Below are 18354 nucleotides of genomic sequence, written 5' to 3'. Positions count from 1 at the left end.
AGTCGATGGACAAGGGTGCATCGCTGGGTAGTCCGAGTACGTCGGTGAAGATGGTGGTGAGGGTGATTTCTGTTGCGGTGGTGGGTGCTGTTCCGCCGGCCAGCGCACTGGTCAGGTCGGGTGTGGGGAGTGCTCGGTGGTCGAGTTTGCCGTTGGGGGTGGTGGGGATTTCGGTGATGGGGATGAAGACGGTGGGGATCATGTAGTCCGGTAGCCGGTCGGTCAGAAATGCCCGCAGTTCATCGGGGTCGATGGGGTCGCCGGTGTGATAGGCGGCCAGGTAGTGTCCGGCGCCGCCGGGGTGTTCGGCGGCGATGACGATGGCGGTCGATACGGCGGGGTGCTGTTCGAGGACGGTGCGGATCTCGTCGAGTTCGATGCGGTAGCCGCGGATCTTGACTTGGTCGTCGGTGCGGCCGAGGTAGTCGAGTTGGCCGTCGTGGTTCCAGCGGACGAGATCGCCGGTGCGGTAGAGGCGCTGACCTGATCCGGTGGGGTCGGCGATGAAGCGTGCGGCGGTGAGGTCGGGTCGGGTGATGTAGCCGTCGGCGAGTTGAACACCGCCGAGGTAGAGCTCTCCTGTGATGCCGACGGGTACCGGTCGGAGCCAGGTGTCGAGGACACACACGTGTGTGTTCGCTACCGGTGTACCGATCGGCACGGTCACCACATCAGCCAGCGCGTCTGCGTGAACGGGTGTGGTGGTGACTTCGACGGCGGCCTCGGTCGGGCCGTAGAGGTTGTGCAGTTCGGCTCCGGCGAAGAGTCGGTCTGCGGCGGCGGCGTTCGCGGCGGGGAGTGCTTCGCCGGAGAAGAACAGCCACCGCACCGACGCCAACCGGTCCGGGTCGGGAGTCGACCCGAGGAACGCCGCGAGCATGGCGGGCACGAAATGCAGCACCGTGACCTGATGGCGGTCGATGACGTCGGCCAGATAATCGGGGTCCTTGTGGCCACCGTCTTTCGCGACGACCAAGGTAGCGCCCACAGTGAACGGAAGGAAGAACTCCCCGACGGACACATCGAAGACAGCAGGCGTTTTCTGCAGGATCCGATCACCGGAGCCGATCCCGTAGTCTTCGGCCATCCACGCGAGACGATTCACAATCGCCTGATGGGAGACCATGACCCCCTTCGGGCGGCCCGTGGTGCCAGAGGTGAAAATGACATACGCCGTATCCGCCGGGGTGAGGGCGCGCGCCAACACCGGCGCCGCACGCTCCCCACGTACCAGTCGTGCAGATACCGCGGGGTCGTCGAGGAAGTCACCGTTGATGACCACCCTCGGGGTGGCGTCGGCGAGGATGTGCCCCATCCGCTCGCTCGGGTACTCCGGATCGATCGGCACATACGCTGCCCCGGCCCGTATGACCGCGAGCAGGGCAGTCACCAGATCGACACTGCGGGGCAGCTGCACTGCGACCCGGTCCCCCACCCGCACACCACGTTCGATCAGCACGTGTGCCAAAGCGTTGACCCGCGGATCGAACTCGGTGTAGGACCACTCGGTTCCCCTGTCGTCGACGACCGCGACCGCATCCGCAGATGCAGCCACACGGTCCTTGATGACTGCATCCAACGTCGAACCCGGGACCTCGGACACCCGTCCCGTCGACCATTCCGCCGGGACTTCGCGCGCGAAAGACACGTCCAGGGAAGCGATCGAGCGGTCCGGGTCGGTTGCGAACACCTCGACGACGCGCTCGAGAACTGCCGTGAACTGCGCGGCAACGTCGGTGTCGAACAGATCGGGCCGATACGACAACCGCACCCACGTCTCGGCGCCCGCTTGCGCGGCGAACGTGAGTGGGTAGTGCGTCGTTTCCCGGCCCGACTCACCGAGAATCGTGATTCCGGCGTTGTCCCGGACGAGTTCGAGCGTCTCGGAGTCCGACGGGTAGTTCTGGTAGACCATCAACGTGTCGAACAGCGGCTGGTGCCCGCTCAGACGCTGCAACTCGGCGAGCGATACCTGATGATCCTCGATCAGCGCGGAGTTCTGGTCCTGCACCCGGCGCACCGCGTCGGCAAGGCTGAGCCTGCCCTCCAGCTGCACGACCACCGGAACCGTGTTGATGAACGAGCCCACCGCGTCCTCGACCCCGTCGACCTCCGGGGGACGGCCCGACACAACGGCACCGAATACAACCGTGTCCTGGCCGGTGATCGTATTCAGGAACACCGCCCAGACCGTCTGCAGCAGACTGCTCATCGTGGCACCGGCAGATCGGGCCACATCGGCAAGAGCTGCGCTGGTGTCGGCGTCGAGTTCCACCACGATGTCCTCGGGCAGTCCCGCGACGCTCGAACCAGCCTCGGGCGCAACGAGGGTCGGCTCCGAGACCGGGGCGAGCACGTCGGCCCACCGCTGCAGCGAAGCCTTGGCATCGCGTGCCGTCATCCAGGACAGGAACTTCGCGAACGACAGATCCGGTTCGACCACGTCGGCCGGCCGGCCGTACGCCTCCCACATCGTTTCGAGAAGTCGGACCATGGACCAACCGTCGACGAGCGCGTGGTGAATCGACAGGATGAACGCGTGGCCGGTCCGATACCGCACGACCGTCGCGCGCACCAACGGCGCCCGAGAGAAGTCGATCCGGGTCGCGCGGTCACGTTCGGCGATCTCTTCGACGTCGGACATGTCGGCGACGTCGATGACCGTGACCGGGATGTCCACCGCGGTCGGCACGACTGCAACGGACTCGCCCCCGGACGTGGAAGCAATCGCGATCTTCAAGTTCGGGAACCGCTCGAGCAGTTGGTGCAGCGCAACCCGGAATCGCTCCGGCTCGCCGGCACCGTCGAGGTGGAACACGGTCTGGGCAGCGTAGACGTCGACTCCCCCGTCACTCGACCCGAGCATCGACTCCACCACGAGCCCGTGCTGCAGCGGTGTCAAGGGGTGCACATCGGCCAGCTCGCCATAGATGCCCTCCCAGCGCTCGAGATCGGCTTGCGTCACGCCGCGCGCGAGCACGTCCGACGGAGATCGTCGAACCAGGACCGCTGAGCGTGCGTACTCGGCGAGTGAACTCAGTGCTTGAACCCACAGCTCGACGAGTTCGTCGACCTCGTCCTTGGACAGGACACCGGACGCATAAGCGATATCGCCTCTGAGAGTCCACCCGTCGCCTTCGGGTACCGCTGCGATGTTGATATCGGCCGCCGAGTCGATGCTCTGACCCGATGTCTCGTACGCGTCGATACCCGGCAGTTCCGGTGCAAGATCCCACGCCGCGTTCTCATCGGAAGCATCTCCGCCGGCAAACTGACCGAGGTAGTTGAACCCGATCTGTGGACCGCGCCCGGACCCCAGCCGCTCGCCCACCTCGGAATTGAGCTGCCACAGCATTCCGAAGCCGATACCGCGGTCGGGGACCGCAGCGAGTTGCTCCTTGATCCGGAGCACTGCATCCGCCGCGCTCTTCGGGTCGAGGACAGCGAGGACCGGATCGACATCTGCGGTATCGAGCACCACGGGGAAGAACGACGTGAACCAGCCGATGGTGCGCGACAGATCCGCACCGGAAACGATGTTCTCCTCCCTTCCATGGCCCTCGAGTCCGATGAGCAGCCGCTTGTCGGTCGTTCCCCGTCTGCCGCGCCATGCTCCGACCGCGATCGCCAAACCGCCGAGCAGGACGTCGTTGATCTCGGCCGAGAGCACATGGGGCACGTCGGTAAGCAACGCCGACGTCAACGCAGACGGCACGCGTACGGCGGCCACGGCCGCCGTCTCGGTGGTGTCGATCGCGGGGTCGAGTTCACGTGAACCCAACAGCGGTTCGTCGATCTCCGACGCCGACCAGTAGTCGGCTTGAGCGAGAAGGTCCGCGTCACGAGCACGCGAGGCCAGCGCACTCGACCATGCCGCGAGTGACGTACCCACCGCAGGTAGCGGATCCGTCGCAACGCCGGTTTCCAACTCCCACGCATGGGTCAAGTCGTCACCGATGATGCGCCAGGACACACCGTCCACGACCAGATGGTGGATGACGAGCACCAGTCGCCCGGTGGGCTCGGCATCGCTGGTCACCCAGCGCGCCTGCCACAGCACACCGTCCAGCAGATTCATCGACTGTCCGAACTCGGCGACCAACTCGCCGACACGCTCGACCCACTGCGGATCGGACCACAGGCGCGGCGTCGTCTCGGAGCCCAGCCGTTCGTCCGTCGCGCCGTGCGGTGTCACCTCGAACCGCCACTGCCCCTCTCGCGCGAGCCCGTCTCGCACCAATCTGCCGCGCAGTGCTGCGTGGTGATCGACAACGCGGCCAAGTACCCGCGACACGAGTTTCTCGTCGGCACCCGCGGGTGTGACGAAGACTGCGGACTGCACGAACGTACCGAAGGTCTGTGAATCCACCAGGGGAACCGCAATCGGCCACAGACCCGACGAGAGCACGTCGGGCCGGGCGCCAGTCGATTCCTCCGCGGCGCGCGCATCGGCCAGTCGGGCCAGCGCCGAGACCCTTCGCGCGGTGAAGACCTCGGACGCCTTGATGGTGACGCCGGCGCGCCGAGCCCGTGACACCACCTGGATCGACAGGATGCTGTCACCACCCAGACGGAAGAAGTCGTCGTCGACAGAGAAGGCGGCGTCCGCTGACAGGCGAAGCACGTCCCGGAAGATCTCGGTGAGTGTGCGTTCGGTGTCGGTCTCCGCGGCTCGTCCCGAACCACCCGTCGGCGCCGACTCCGGCGCGGGCAGAGCGCGTCGATCGAGCTTGCCGTTCGGTGTCAGCGGGAAGGAATCCACCCGGGTGTAACTGCTCGGCACCATGTACTCGGGCAGGTGTTCTTCCGCGTGCGTGCGCAAGACCGTGCTCAGATCGTCGGTGGCCGTGTAATACGCGGCGAGCGTCTTTCCGCCACCAGGATGATCCGCCGCGACGACCGCCGCGGACACCACGTCCGGGTGAGTTTCGAGCGCCGCCCGAACTTCGTCGGGTTCGATTCGATAGCCGCGGATCTTGACCTGCTCGTCGGCGCGACCGAGGTAATCGATGTTGTCCGAGGAGTTCCAACGGGCCAGGTCGCCGGTGCGGTACATGCGCTCGCCCGGTTCCCACGGGCACGCGAGAAAACGCTCGGACGTCAGGGCGGCCTGTCCCCAGTAGCCGCGCGCGATACCCGCGCCGGCCAGATACAGCTCACCTGCAACGCCAGGCAGCGTCGGCTGAAGGTTTCCGTCGACGATGTACGCACGCGTGTTGAAGATGGGGGTGCCCACGCTCGGTGCATCGCTGTCGGCAAGGTCTGCGCCGAGCGCGTTGATCGTGTACTCGGTCGGGCCGTACAGGTTGTACGACTCGACCCCGGGAGCGTCGCGCAACTGCCGCCACAACCGCTCCGGCACGGCCTCACCACCGAGCGAAACGAACACGACTCCCGGTGCATCGGACGACACCGATCGTCCCGCCGGACGATCACGTTCGAGCAGGCCTTCGTCGACCAGCACCTGCCCGTACGACGGCGTGACATCGAATCCGTCGACGCGTGTACGGTCGTAATGCGTGAGCAATCCGTGGGGGTCGCGGCGCAGTTCGTCGTCGATGACATGCACCTCGTGGCCGTTCAGCAGCCAGAACAGCTGTTCCCACGAGGCATCGAACGAGAACGACGTGGTGTGCGCGATTTTCATACGTCGTCCGGCCTGATGCGCGACGACACGGTCGAAGATCTTCTCGACATGGTTGACGTACATGTTCGTCAGGCCGCGGTAGCCCACGGCGACGCCCTTCGGCCGGCCCGTCGAGCCGGAGGTGAAGATGATGTACGCAAGGTGATCGAGCTCGATCCTGCCACCGCGGTCGACATCTCCGATCGGGCTCGAGTCGAGGGCCGCAATGCGGTCGCGGGTGGCGGGATCGTCGAGGTCGACGCCGCGGGTGTCACCGATTCGGCTCGCGTCCCGACCGGTCACCAACGTCACCGTTGGACGCGCGAGACCGAGCATGTAGCCGATGCGATCGTCGGGCAGCGCTCTGTCGATCGGCACATACGCCGCACCGACGGCGAACACCGCGAACATCGCGATGACCATGCGCTCGTCACGTGGTAGGAGGAGCGCGACGCGATGCTCGGACCGGACACCCTCCTCGAGAAGTAGCCGAGCGTACCGATTGACCTCCGCTGCGAACTCCGTGAACGTCAGAACGCGGTCCCCCGCGACCAGTGCGGTCTCCGCCCCGGACAGGTGGACCTGCTCGTCGAGCAGATCCGCAACCGTCACGGTCGGGACCTCGCGGACCAGGTCGGCCGCGATGCCGGCGTGCGGCACTGCTTCGTCGGCCAGAAGGGCGGAAAGCTGCCCGACCGGACCGTCGAGGTTCTGTACGAGCGCGACCAGCACCTGCAGGAACCGTTCGAGCAGTTCCAGCGCAGACGCCTCGGTGTACGCATCGTGGCGGTACACCAGCCGAACATGCACAACGGTCTCACCGTCGACCTCGGACGGATCGATCGCGAACGTGACCGGATAGTGCGTCTCGTCATCGACCTCCGTCGTCACGAGCTCGAACTCGCCCGGGGCGGCCTCTTCCTCGAAAGGAAGGTTCTGCACCACGAACAGCGTGTCGAACATCGTGGACATGTCGGCCGCGGCCTGGATTTTGGTCAGCGACGCATAGGGATGATCGATCACCTGCAACTGCTCGTGCTGCACGCGGGTGAGCAGGGCTCGTACCGAGTCGAACGGTGAAAAGCTCACTCGCAACGGGACAGTGTTGAACAGCAGTCCGACGATTCGATCGGAGTCGGCGAGCTCCGGGGGACGTCCGGAGACGGTGTTTCCGAACACGACATCGTTGCTGCCGACCAACTGCCCGAGCGTCACGCCCCACGCTGCCTGAAGCACCGTGCCGACGGTGACGCCGGACGCCCGCGCGGCGGCATGTACTGCGGCTGCGGCGGCACTGTCGAGATCGCGATGCAGTTCGCCCGATCCGTCGCGCCCTTCACCGGCGGCAACCCCGGCCGGCCAGACGAGCGTCGGGCCGGACAGCTCGGCGAGGTACGAACTCCACGCGCGGTAAGCAGCGTCGATGTCCTGATCGGACAGCCAGTCGAGGTAACTGCGGAACGACGCCGGCCGCACTCGCGCGGAATACTCGGGGTCTCGGTAGGTATCGAAGATCTCGTCGAGAACGGCACTCGTCGACCAGCCGTCGAGCAGGATGTGCTCGAACGTCATCGCAAGCTTCCACTCGTCGATACCGTGCTCGATGAGTGTGAAGCGAATGAGCGGCGGCGTTTCGAAATCGAACGGCACATCGCATTCTTCGGCAAGGAAATCCGTTGTCTCGACGCCCAGTTCGCGCCACTGCTCCAGTCGGATGATCCGGATCGGTGCGTCGGCGACCGGCGGGATGACCTGCGCTTCGCCGGACGGCAGGAACGCCGAACGAAGATTGGGATAGCGCCCGAGCACTGTGCGAACCGCCGCCACCAGTCGGTCAGGATCGAGGGTGCCGACGACGCCCTGCGTCACCTGCGACATGTACGAGTTGTGCCCGCCCGATTCACGGGCTCGGACCATGTGGAACAGCAGGCCCTGCTGAAGAGGTGACAGCGGAAGCAGTTCGGCGCCAGTACCGTAGCGCGCGCGGACGCTGCCCTCGTCCGCGGCGGAGAGGGTCAAGCGGTCCGCGCGACGCACACCGAACGACGAGCCTGCGCCGGATGACGGAGCCGCCGCGATGACTGCGACTGAGATCTCGTCGACGATAGCTGCCACGATTTCGTCGGCCGGCGTGACAACCGTGGCGTCGGTGTCGACCTCGACCCTCACCGATCGAGTTCCCGACTCGGTGCTCGACACTCCGACCAGTACGCGTACGGCGACCGGCATCGTCGCCGGCCCCGTCGCTGCACTGTCGGCATCGGTCGTGAAAACGCTCACCCGCGCGTGCGGCGTCGGAAGGTCGTCGAAGAATGAACCGAACCGGGAATGGTTGGAAAGCCCTGCATAGTCCGCGGCTCGCTCGCGGATCGGCGAAAGGTGTGCTGCAATCGACGAACCCGTGAGATCTGCGGCAAGCTGAACGTCGTCGAGGACAAGAGGCAAACCGATCACAGTGCCGGCGTTCAACGGTTCCGCAACCTCGAGAACAAGATTGCCGTCGACGAGATCGATCGCCTCGAAAGCACGAACCACCGCGGCAACGATCGCTGCCCGCGTGAACTCCGCACCCTCGGCGTTCTTTTCGACTGTGATGGTCGAGTTCTGCCACGCAGACTCCACCGGCCCGCGAGCCGGCTCACCGCCGTCGTGATCGGCAAGTTCGTCGACCCAGTCCTCCCAGAACGGATCGTCGAGAACCGCGGTCCAGACCTCGTCGGAACGCAAATCCCGGTCGATCGAAACCGCGACGACCTCCATCGCAGTACCCGCACGGTAGGCGCCGACGAGGGCCGTCACGACCTCTCGTGCATCGTCGAGAAGCGTGGGGTTGTCCACGTCCGCTGTCAGTTCACCGCTGCCGTCGTCTCGGACGCCCAACCGAAGGGATGCAAGGTGCGGGGCCGCGAGCGTGAGGTGCGTGGTCGCCGCGTGCCATAGCGAGTCATCGCCAATATCGAAGTTTGGCAGCTGAATTCGAAATCTTGACGCACCAGCGGCGGGCGACTCCGTGCCGCCACGAAGCGCCGCGCGAACGAACTGGGCCAGCTGGCGGACCGCTAAGTCAGGGTGGCGCGCACCCAGAACCAAGAAGAGTCGAGCGGATTCGAGCAAACGTGATGTCGTCTCCTCGACGAACAGCTCGCGGGTGGCATCGAGTCCGATACTCAGGGTTCCATCGGGTCGACGGTCGAGTGAGTACACCAGGTCGTACAGCGCCGGGACCGCGTCGTCGACGCTGTCCTCAGCCGGAAGTAGCGGCGCGAGAGCCGCGTCCGCATACGTGCGAACCTCGCGATTGTCACGGAAAGCAGCCATGACCTGAAAGATCGGGCTCAGCCCGGGAATTCGCGTCGGGTTGACGGCCTCGACCACGTGCTCGAACGGGACGAGCTTGTGTTCCACCGCGCCGAGGAGGCGGTCCCGGACGTCGCTGAGCGTGGTCCCGAAGCCGAGCGCAGCATCGATATCTACACGCACGACCACCGAGTTGACGAAATATCCGATGAGATCGGCCAATTCGGGTTCGTCGCGCAGGGTCACGGGAGTACCGACCGGCACGTGCGCACCGGCGCCTTCGTTCCACAGCGCGAGTGACAGCGCCGTGATGACTGCATGCAGCGGCGTGGCCCGATGCTCGATCAGGAGATCGTCGACGGTGTCGGTGTCCGAGCTGGACAGCACTGCCTCGACGGACCGAATCGTACGCTCGTCGGTGTCCCCGCGGGCAGAATCCAGCGGCAGCGGCGTTTCGACTGGAAGGCCGGCGAGCAGGTCCCGCCAGTAGTCGAGTTCGACCTGATGACGGGAACCGGAGTCGTCTCGGTCGCCGAGGACGTCGCGGTGCCACACCGCGAAGTCGGCGTACTGGACCGCGAGTGGTTCCAGTGGTTCGCCGATGTAGAAGGCCGTCAGGTCGCGGATGAACGGCCCAACCGAATTCTCGTCGGTGACCATGTGGTGCGCATGTGTCACCAGCACATCGCCGTCTTCGTGTCGCAACAGCGTGAACTGCATTCCGAAGTCGGTCGCCAGATCCAGCGGCGCAATCAGCAGTTCGCCGATGCGGGCGTCGAGGTTGCTGCGCTCGATCTCCTCGATTCCCAGCCGGCCCTGCCGAGCTTCGTGCACGACTTGAATCAATGACGACGATTCTTCGTCGAAGACGAAGGTGGTGCGCAGTACTTCGTGTCTTTCGACCAGTAGGTGAATTGCCTGCTGCAGCGCATCGAGGTCTGCGCGACCCCGGAACTCGCGATCCTGGAACTGCAGTGCCTCGACCGTGCGGTAGATCGTCCGGTCCGTGACTTGCTCGGCCAGCCACAGCGATTGCTGGCCGAACGACATCGGTATCTCGTCGGGTCGCTCGACGTCACCGACCCGCACCACCGGCGGAGAGACGCGTGATGCATCCCCGACGACCCGAGCCAGTTCGGCGATAGTCGGATTGTCGAAAACCTCACGCAGAGACAACGACACGTCCATGGCCGCATTCACTCCGGAGACCACGCCGCTCGCGAGCAGTGAATGGCCACCCAATCGGAAGAAGTTGTCGTTGACGCTGAGCACGACGTCGTCGCCGAGATGTAGAACCTCGGAGAACACACGTGCAAGAGTGTGTTCGGCTGCAGTCTCCGGCAACTTACCGCCGAGGCCCGCGCCCGCTCCGAGATCAGGAGCAGGTAGCGCCCGACGATCGAGTTTTCCGTTGACGGTCACCGGAAACTCACTCAGTACGGTGAAAGTCGAGGGGACCATGTACTCGGGCAGCGTGCTTACGGCATGCGCCCGAAGTACCTCGACGAAGTTCGCGGTCGAGTCTCCTGTAGCAGTGACGTAGGCGGCGAGGAACTTGCCACCCGCCGGGTGATCCAACGCGAGCACCGCTGCCCGACGAACCCCGGGATGCGCCGAGATCGCGACTTCGACTTCTTCCAGCTCCAGTCGTTGGCCCCTGATCTTGACCTGATTGTCGGCGCGACCGAGGAACTCGAGCATTCCGTCCTCGGTCCACCGCGCGAGGTCACCGGTGCGATACATGCGCGAGCCGTCGGCATCGAACGGGTTTGCGACGAAGCTACCGGCTGTGAGCAGCCCACTGCCGACATACCCACGGCCCAACAAGAATCCGGCTGCGTACAACTCGCCGCCGGTGCCCATCGGAGTCGGTTCGAGGTCCTCGTCCAGGACATAGAGCTGGGTGTGTGGATTGGGACGCCCGATCGACGTCGCGATTCGCTCGGCCCGTTCTCGGTAGATGACGTGCGAGACACCGATCGTCGCTTCCGCAGGGCCGTATCCGTGGTAGAGCGTCGTCGTCAGCTGATCACGGAACCGGCTGAAGAGATCGGGGGTGAGGACTTCACCGCCACACCACACGTGCCGGACGCCTTCGAGCGCCGACGCGCCGCGTGCCGACCGTTCGAGGTCGAGCACGAGGAGCGCATCGAGCATCGATGAGACGAGATACAGATACGTGACCTGCTCGCGCGCGATGAGGTCGAGCAGATAGTCGGGGTCTTTTTCACTGCCGTTCGCCGCGACGACGACACGTCCGCCGGACACGAGCGGAAGCAGAATCTCGTTCACGGAGATGTCGAAGGCCAGGGGCGCCTTGAACAGCGACGCATCGTCGTTGCCGAACATGAGAACGTGGTCCCGCTGCCAGGTGAGTCGCTCGCAGATCGCCTCATGACGGATCATCGCGCCCTTCGGCGTTCCGGTCGATCCCGAAGTAAAGATCACGTACGCGAGCTGAGAGCCGTCGAGCTCGAGGTTCGGTGCAGCGGAGGAGAATTCGCCGTACTGCCAGTCCTCGAGGTCCACCTCGATCGATTCCACCGGTAGCGACGGCTGGTCCTGGGCCGAGACGACTGCGATCCGCGCTGCCGAGTCCGCGATCACGCGGTCACGTCGAGCCGCGGGCCACTGCGGGTCGACCGGCACGAACGCACCGCCGGCAGTCATGATGGCCAACGCGGCCACGACCATCTCGGCCGATCGCGGCAGGCAGATTCCGACGACCCCTTCGGTGTCGAGCCCGGAGCCGAGCAACCGGTGCGACAGCTGCGCGACCCTCTCGGACAGTTCGGAGAAGGTGAGTCGGCGGTCACCGTCGACGAGAGCGACAGCGTCCGGGGTTGCGCGAGCCGCCGCCGCGAACAGCTCCGGAACAGTCGCGGTCACTGCGGGAGATGTGTGGTCGTTCCACCGTTGATGCAGCTCGGCGATATCGACGGGCGCGGTCATACTTCTCCCTGAGTTAGCTTAGCCAAACCTATTGTTTTCTACTGTGGTGCTTGCCGTGGTGTGGTGTCAAGCCGATAGCCGGTGGCCCAACTCGGTACCTTCGAGGACACAGATCTCAGCGACGACGACGTACCTCTCGGATGAGCAACCACACGAGATATGCGCCTCCCGCAACCACGGTCACCACACCGACCGGCAACTCGACCGGCAGTAGATTCTGCGCCGTGACGTCGGCGGCAGCGAGCAACAATGCCCCCGTGAACGCCGCAGGCGCGAGGGTGACTCCCGGGCTACGAGCCAGTCGACGGGCGATCTGCGGCGCCGCGAGCGCGACGAACACGATCGGGCCTGCAGCAGCGGTCACGGTCGCGGTGAGCGCTACACCTAGTACGAGCACGACGACGCGCACACGTTCCACACGCGCACCTGTAGCCCGAGCGGCGTCGTCACCGAGTTCGAGTTGTTTGAGTGCCGGTGAAAACACGGCAAGCACGCCGAAGAGCAGAAGGATGACGCCGCTGCCGATCAGCGCTTGACCCCAACTCGTGCCGGTGAGCGATCCGGCACCCCACGCGGCGGCGCTCATGGCGACCTTGAGTTTCGCGTTCAACATCAACCACGTATTGAGGGAGGTCAGCATCGCAGAAATCGCGATTCCGACGATGATCAGCCGAAAGCCCTGTACCCCGCCCCGCCACGCGAGGAGGTAGACGACGACTGCTGTCGCGATACCACCGATCAGTGCCCCTGCGGCCAACTGCAGATACGAACCGTGGATCAAGATGATCACGACCAACGCGCCGGAGTAGGACCCCGCGCTGAATCCGATGATGTCCGGTGACGCCAGCGGGTTGCGGATCAGCGATTGAAAAGCCGCGCCGGATACCCCCAACGCAGCGCCGAACACGACCGCCGCGACTGCCCGCGGCGCCCGCCACTCGACGACGACTGTGCGAGCGAAACCGGCATCGGGATCTCCGGTTACAGCAGCCCACACTTGGGCGAGGCTCAGCGGGTAATCGCCGAGAGTCAAGGCCCAAACCGTCACCGCGAGAGTCGCAATCGCCAGCACTGCGCAGACGAGGACACTTCTGCCGTGCCAGCGTGTGGCCCAACCGCCGGTGCGAACCACGAGCGTGCGGTGTCCGAAATCCACCTGCCGTTCGGCGGCGGTCTCGAGACCTGTTGAACTCACAGGCCACTCACCTTTGCTCGGCGGACAAGATAAATGAGCACCGGGGCGCCGACGAATGCAGTCACGATGCCGACCGGGAACTCACCCGGCCGGATGACGACGCGACCGACGATGTCGGCGGCCAGCAGCAGTGATGGTGCGAGAACGAGCGTGTAGCCGATGATCCAGCGCTGGTCCGGGCCGACGATCCACCGCGCCACGTGCGGAATCATGAGGCCCACGAAACCGATCGGGCCGGCGATGGCGGTCGCTCCGCCGGCCAGCAGCGTCACCGCGATGATCACGATCACGCGTGTGCGATTGACGTGTGCGCCGAGCGCGCTCGCCAGGTCGTCCCCCAGTGCGATGGTGTTCAGTGAATTGGCAGCGATTGCGGCCAGCACCACTCCGACGATCAAGAACGGAAGCACCGGCAACAGAACGTCCCAGCCTCGATCGACGAGGCTGCCTGCGTACCAACTGCGCATCTGGTCGAACGTCTTGGGATCGGTGAGAACCCAACCGGTAACGATGCCGGACAGGACCGCTCCGAATGCGACACCCGCCAGCGTCAGGTGAACCGGGTCTGCTCCACCGCGCCCCATCGAACCGATCACGTAGACAACGACGGTGACGACCAACGCGCCGAGGAAAGCGAACCAGACGTATCCACTGACGGTGGTCACACCGAACACCGCTATGCCGACGACGACGAAGAATTCGGCGCCGGCGTTGACCCCGAGAATGCCGGGATCAGCGAGCGGATTACGCGTCAAGGCCTGAATGAGTGCACCGGACACCCCGAGCGCGACGCCGACGGCGAGACCCACTGCGGTTCGCGGAATGCGCATGTCCCATACGACGTAGGCGTCGCCTTTGCCGGTGTTGTGCAGGAGTGAGTCGAACACCACCGACAGCGGGATGTCCTTCGATCCGACGGCGATGCTCAGGAGCACCAGGACGACGAGTGAAGCGATCGCGATGAACAATCCGATCGCGCGACGCCCGACGCTCGTGGACGCCGTTGCACGGCGAACCCCCTCCGGCGTTTCAGCAGGCGGAGGAGCATGACCGGTTCGTGTTGTCACTCGATTCGCTTTCTAGTGGTGGACACACGTCCAGCCGCCTCGTGCGCTACGAGGCGGCTGGACGAAGATGGGTCCGGCCTATGCGCCCGTGTTGAGCGCCGATGCCTCCAACTGCGGGACGACCTCGTCGACCCACCACTGCACGCTCGAGGGAGTCGGCGGATTCACCGCAAGCCACTGCGGACCGTAGAGGTAGACGAGCGTCCCGTTCTTCGCGGCAGCAAGCTCGGGAACTCGGGGATCGGCCTCGAACGCTGTCCTGAACGTGTTTTCCGGGTCGGCGTACTCGTGAGTGACGATGAACACGACGTCAGCGGAGAACTGGTCGATGTTCTCGAGCGAGTACTTGGGTGCGTTCGCCGCGACACTGTCGCCCTCGCCTGTCGGTTGCCCGTCTCCGGGCGTCAAGCCAAGAGCCTCGATGGGTTCGTTCGCATACTCGGTGAGCCACAGCTGCTGATCGTCTCCGTCCAGCACTCCCAGCTGGAACGTCTTACCTTGCAGGCCAGGTAGTTTCGCAGCGGCCTCGGACAATGTGGCCTCGTACTTGGCCTCGGTCTCGTCGACGATCTTCTCGTCGTGCCCGGTGAGCGCCGCAAGAGACGCCAGATTGTCCTGCCAGCTGGTATCGCCGCCTTCGTCCTGCGTTTCCAAACCGACATAGGTGGGTGCGATGGAAGATAGACGATCGTAGAGCTGCTCGTCGGCGCTCCAGACACTCGTGAGGATCAGGTCCGGATTCAATGCGGCGATCGCCTCCGGCGAATCCGTACCTTCCGCGGTGTAGAGGTCCGCGTTGAAATCGCCGTCGTACAGACCCTGCAACCATGGGTAGTCATCGAGGTCGGACGCTTCCCCCGACACCGCGATCGGCTTCTCGCCCAGGACGTCCAGCAGTCCGATCCAGTCGGTTCCTACAGCGACGATCCGCTCGGGCTTCTCCTCGACGGTGACGTCACCGTAAGCGGCGTCGATCGTGACCGGGAACGCACCGTCGCTCGACGCACTGTCGCTCGACGCGCCGTTCGTGGCACCGTCGGACGAGTCGCTCGAGCAACCCGCGAGCACCAAACCGACACTGACCAACCCGGCCAGCAATGCTGTCGCGCGCCTAGGCGCGGCAAGCGTTTTCATAGACGTTCCTCTCGTGTACTTCGATGGTTCGATGTTCGGTCAGACGTTCACGGATGCCGTGACGTCACCGGTCTCACGCCGTGCGATCACGTCGCGGAGCGATTTGGGACGCAGGTCGGTCCACGTTCGTTCGATCCACTCGAGCACCTCCGCGCGTGGTGCTCCGTCGGGGGCTCCGTGAGCGATCGCCCATCCACCCGGGACCGGCTTGAAGGTGGGCCACAGCGAGTACTGCTCTTCATGGTTGACGAGCGCAAAGAACCGGCCCTGGTCGTCGTCGAACGGGTTGTTCGCCACATTTCTCCTTCGGTTCGAGCGCAGTTACTCGGCGTTGCCGCACGGACGGTCACCGACGGACGTGCTCGTATGGCGACATATCGCAGCGAACAGTAGCAACAAAGATCAGTTAAGGCTAGGCTACCTTCAGCACTGCACGCTCGCCTGGGTCCGAGCTCGCCGGATCCGCTCGTCCGGACAGAGCTGATCTCGAAAGCGCAAGGCCGCCAGGCTCATATAGAAAGACCGGACGATTGCCGAACACGACCACCCACCAAGTCGGTCCATCCACGTCGCCTGGCCCAGCCCCCACACCGGCGTCCACCGACCGACTCAGCGTCGATTCCGCCACGATCGGTTACGACCGACGAGTCATCTCCGAGCAACTGAGCGTGTCGATTCCCGACCAGTCGTTGACCGTCATCGTCGGACCGAACGCGTGCGGCAAGTCGACACTGCTGCGTGCACTGTCTCGGCTCATCAAGCCGAACTCCGGGCAAGTGATTCTCGATGGCGCGGACATTCGCTCGTACCAGACCAAGGAGGTCGCCCGCCGCATCGGCCTGTTGCCGCAAAGCGCTCTCGCGCCGGACGGGATCACCGTTGCCGACCTGGTCAGCCGCGGCCGGTTCCCGCATCAGAAGCTCCTTCGGCAGTGGACCGCGTCCGACGAGGCGGCAGTACTGACGGCAATGGACGCGACAGGCGTCACCGAACTCTCCGGACGACCGGTCGACGAACTGTCCGGCGGACAGCGCCAACGTGTCTGGGTTGCAATGGCTTTGGCACAAGAGACCGAAATCATGCTGCTCGACGAACCGACCACCTTCCTCGACATCGCCCACCAGATCGAACTCCTCGAGCTGTTCACGGACCTGAATCACCTCGGCCGGACGCTCGTCGCGGTACTGCACGACCTCAACCATGCGGCCCGGTACGGAACCCACCTCATCGCAATGAAGGACGGCTCCATCGTTGCCGAGGGTGCGCCGTCGGACATCGTCACCGCCGACCTCGTACACGAGGTGTTCGGACTCGAGTGCATCGTTCAACCCGACCCGGTCACGGGCACACCGGCGGTCACACCGCTGGGCCGCCGGCGCATCCCGCACACGGCTGAGTAACCTCCGACCTCTTCGTGACCTCGGCGGCACCGCCTACCTGTCGCCGATCGACACGACGCGCTTTCATCCGGGCCGTGCCCGTGGGACGGTCCGCTGCGTCCGCTGCCGCTCCTCCGCGCAAAACTCGGGATCCTACTGTTAGGTTAGGCTAAGCATTTCCTAGAGAAGGAGTTCGGTGTGATCGAGGTTCGTCTTCCGCTGACGTCTGCGCAGTTGGGCGTTTGGACCGCTGAGCACGTCACACCAGGCGCCGACGCCTTTCGAATCTCCCAACTGATCTGGCTGGACGGCGACATCGACACCCCGCTCCTGGAGCGCGCAATCGGCGTCGCAACCTCCGAAGCAGACGTCCTCGGCCTTCGCCCCGTCGAGGGCGCCGACGGCCTACCGATGCTGCATCGGGAGATCGGGGGTGTCGGTACGACGACCGTGGTCGAGCACGATCGACCGGATGACCGGATCCGCGCCGAAGCGTGGACGAGGTGCCACGAATGCGGCGCAGGCGACGACCGATTCGAGTCGGTGTCGGTGATCCATCGTCGGGCCGACGGCTGGGCGTGGGAGTTCGCCACCCATCACCTGCTCCTCGATGCTTACGGCCTCGGATTGGTGACTCGCCGCGTCGCCGAGGTGTACACCGCACTCGTCGGGAACGAGCCGATCCCGCCGCGATGGTTCGGGGCGTACTCCGAACTCGAAGAATCGCGCGACACGAACCTCGACGACCATTGGGTGCAACGATTCGAAGCCGTCGACGACATCACTCCGGTCACCTTCGATGCGTCCCGACAGTTCTTCCTGACCGACGCTCGAACACACGTCGTCATCCCGGCGGACGTGGCCGAGTCGATCGATCAGTTGGCTCGTGATGCCCGCGTGAACTGGTCCGATGTTGTCGCCCTGGGCTGGGGCCTGTACACCGCATCCCTCGTCGGCCGTGATGCGTTCGCCGTGCGATTCCCGCAGATGAACCGATCCGGGCGACCCGCCCTGACGACTCCGGCAATGCTCGTCGGCGCAGCCCCCGTGGTCTTTCGTCCGAACCCGTCGGCAACCGTGCGCGAACTGCTGCAGCAGGTGAACAGTGAACTGCGAACCGCTGCACGTCACGTCGCAGCTGGGGAGAAGCTGGCTCACATCTGGCCGAACGGGCCGGACGACTACCAGGCGATTCCGCAGCTGAACATCAAGGCATTCGACTACAACCAGTCCTTCGGCGCGATCCGTGGGCGTCAAGAGACGATCGCCAGCGGACCGGTCGGGTTCCTCGACCTCATGGCGTATCGCGATTCGGTCCACGGATTCCTTCTGGACTTGGCTACGAGCGATCCTGCACTAGCGGCTTCCGGAGTGGTCGACACAGCGAATAGATTCGTGCAGTTCCTCGGTCGACTCGGGGCCGCTCCAGATACTCGGATCGCGTCGGTGAGGGTGATCGATGCTGAGCTGGCGCTCTCGGCGGGTCCGGTTGTGTCGGTGGCGGATTCGACGGTGGATGTGTTGACTCGGCGGCAGGCGAATGTGTCGGCGGATGCGGTCGCTGTCATCGTCGACGACAGCGGAACCGAGTTCTCCTACACCGACTTCGATGCCCGCGTCAACGCATTGGCACACGTTCTGATCGAACGTGGGGTTCAGGTCGGAGACCGCGTCGCCGTCCACCTCCCGCGCAGCATCGACCTC

Annotated in this window: 7 protein-coding genes; 2 read left to right on the top strand and 5 right to left on the bottom strand. The window is 64.8% G+C overall.

The window, feature by feature from the left end; all coding sequences use genetic code 11:
• From CH293_RS27755 to CH293_RS27735, 5 genes are all read right to left on the bottom strand, one after another.
• Positions 1–11875, bottom strand: an 11875-nt coding sequence (locus CH293_RS27755; protein WP_141217269.1) for a non-ribosomal peptide synthetase, incomplete at its 3' end; no start/stop codon positions are given.
• A 115-nt stretch (positions 11876–11990) separates the two neighbouring features.
• Positions 11991–13070 (bottom strand): iron chelate uptake ABC transporter family permease subunit, encoded by a 1080-nt coding sequence (locus CH293_RS27750; RefSeq protein ID WP_037110547.1) that lies wholly within the window; start codon positions 13068–13070, stop codon positions 11991–11993.
• On the bottom strand, positions 13067–14137 hold the full coding sequence (locus CH293_RS27745; protein ID WP_230594371.1) for an iron chelate uptake ABC transporter family permease subunit: 1071 nt from the start codon (positions 14135–14137) through the stop codon (positions 13067–13069). Before CH293_RS27745 ends, CH293_RS27750 begins: the two co-directional genes overlap by 4 nt.
• Positions 14138–14215: 78 nt before the next feature.
• Positions 14216–15271 (bottom strand): ABC transporter substrate-binding protein, encoded by a 1056-nt coding sequence (locus tag CH293_RS27740; protein ID WP_037164857.1) that lies wholly within the window; start codon positions 15269–15271, stop codon positions 14216–14218.
• Positions 15272–15310: 39 nt separating this feature from the next.
• Positions 15311–15568 (bottom strand): MbtH family protein, encoded by a 258-nt coding sequence (locus CH293_RS27735; RefSeq protein ID WP_019667401.1) that lies wholly within the window; start codon positions 15566–15568, stop codon positions 15311–15313.
• Positions 15569–15801: 233 nt separating this feature from the next.
• On the opposite strand from CH293_RS27735, the gene CH293_RS27730 reads away from it, so the two are divergent.
• Together CH293_RS27730 and CH293_RS27725 are read left to right on the top strand one after the other, a co-directional pair.
• Complete coding sequence (locus CH293_RS27730) at positions 15802–16671, top strand: ABC transporter ATP-binding protein (RefSeq protein WP_019667400.1); 870 nt, start codon at positions 15802–15804, stop codon at positions 16669–16671.
• A 177-nt stretch (positions 16672–16848) separates the two neighbouring features.
• On the top strand, positions 16849–18354 hold a 1506-nt coding region (locus CH293_RS27725), incomplete at its 3' end, for a condensation domain-containing protein (RefSeq protein ID WP_141217268.1).

The sequence above is a fragment of the Rhodococcus sp. 14-2470-1b genome (genome assembly GCF_002259415.1).
Lineage (GTDB): Bacteria > Actinomycetota > Actinomycetes > Mycobacteriales > Mycobacteriaceae > Rhodococcoides.
Note: the sequence above shows the minus strand (reverse complement) of the source record. Positions and strands in the feature narration are given on the sequence as shown.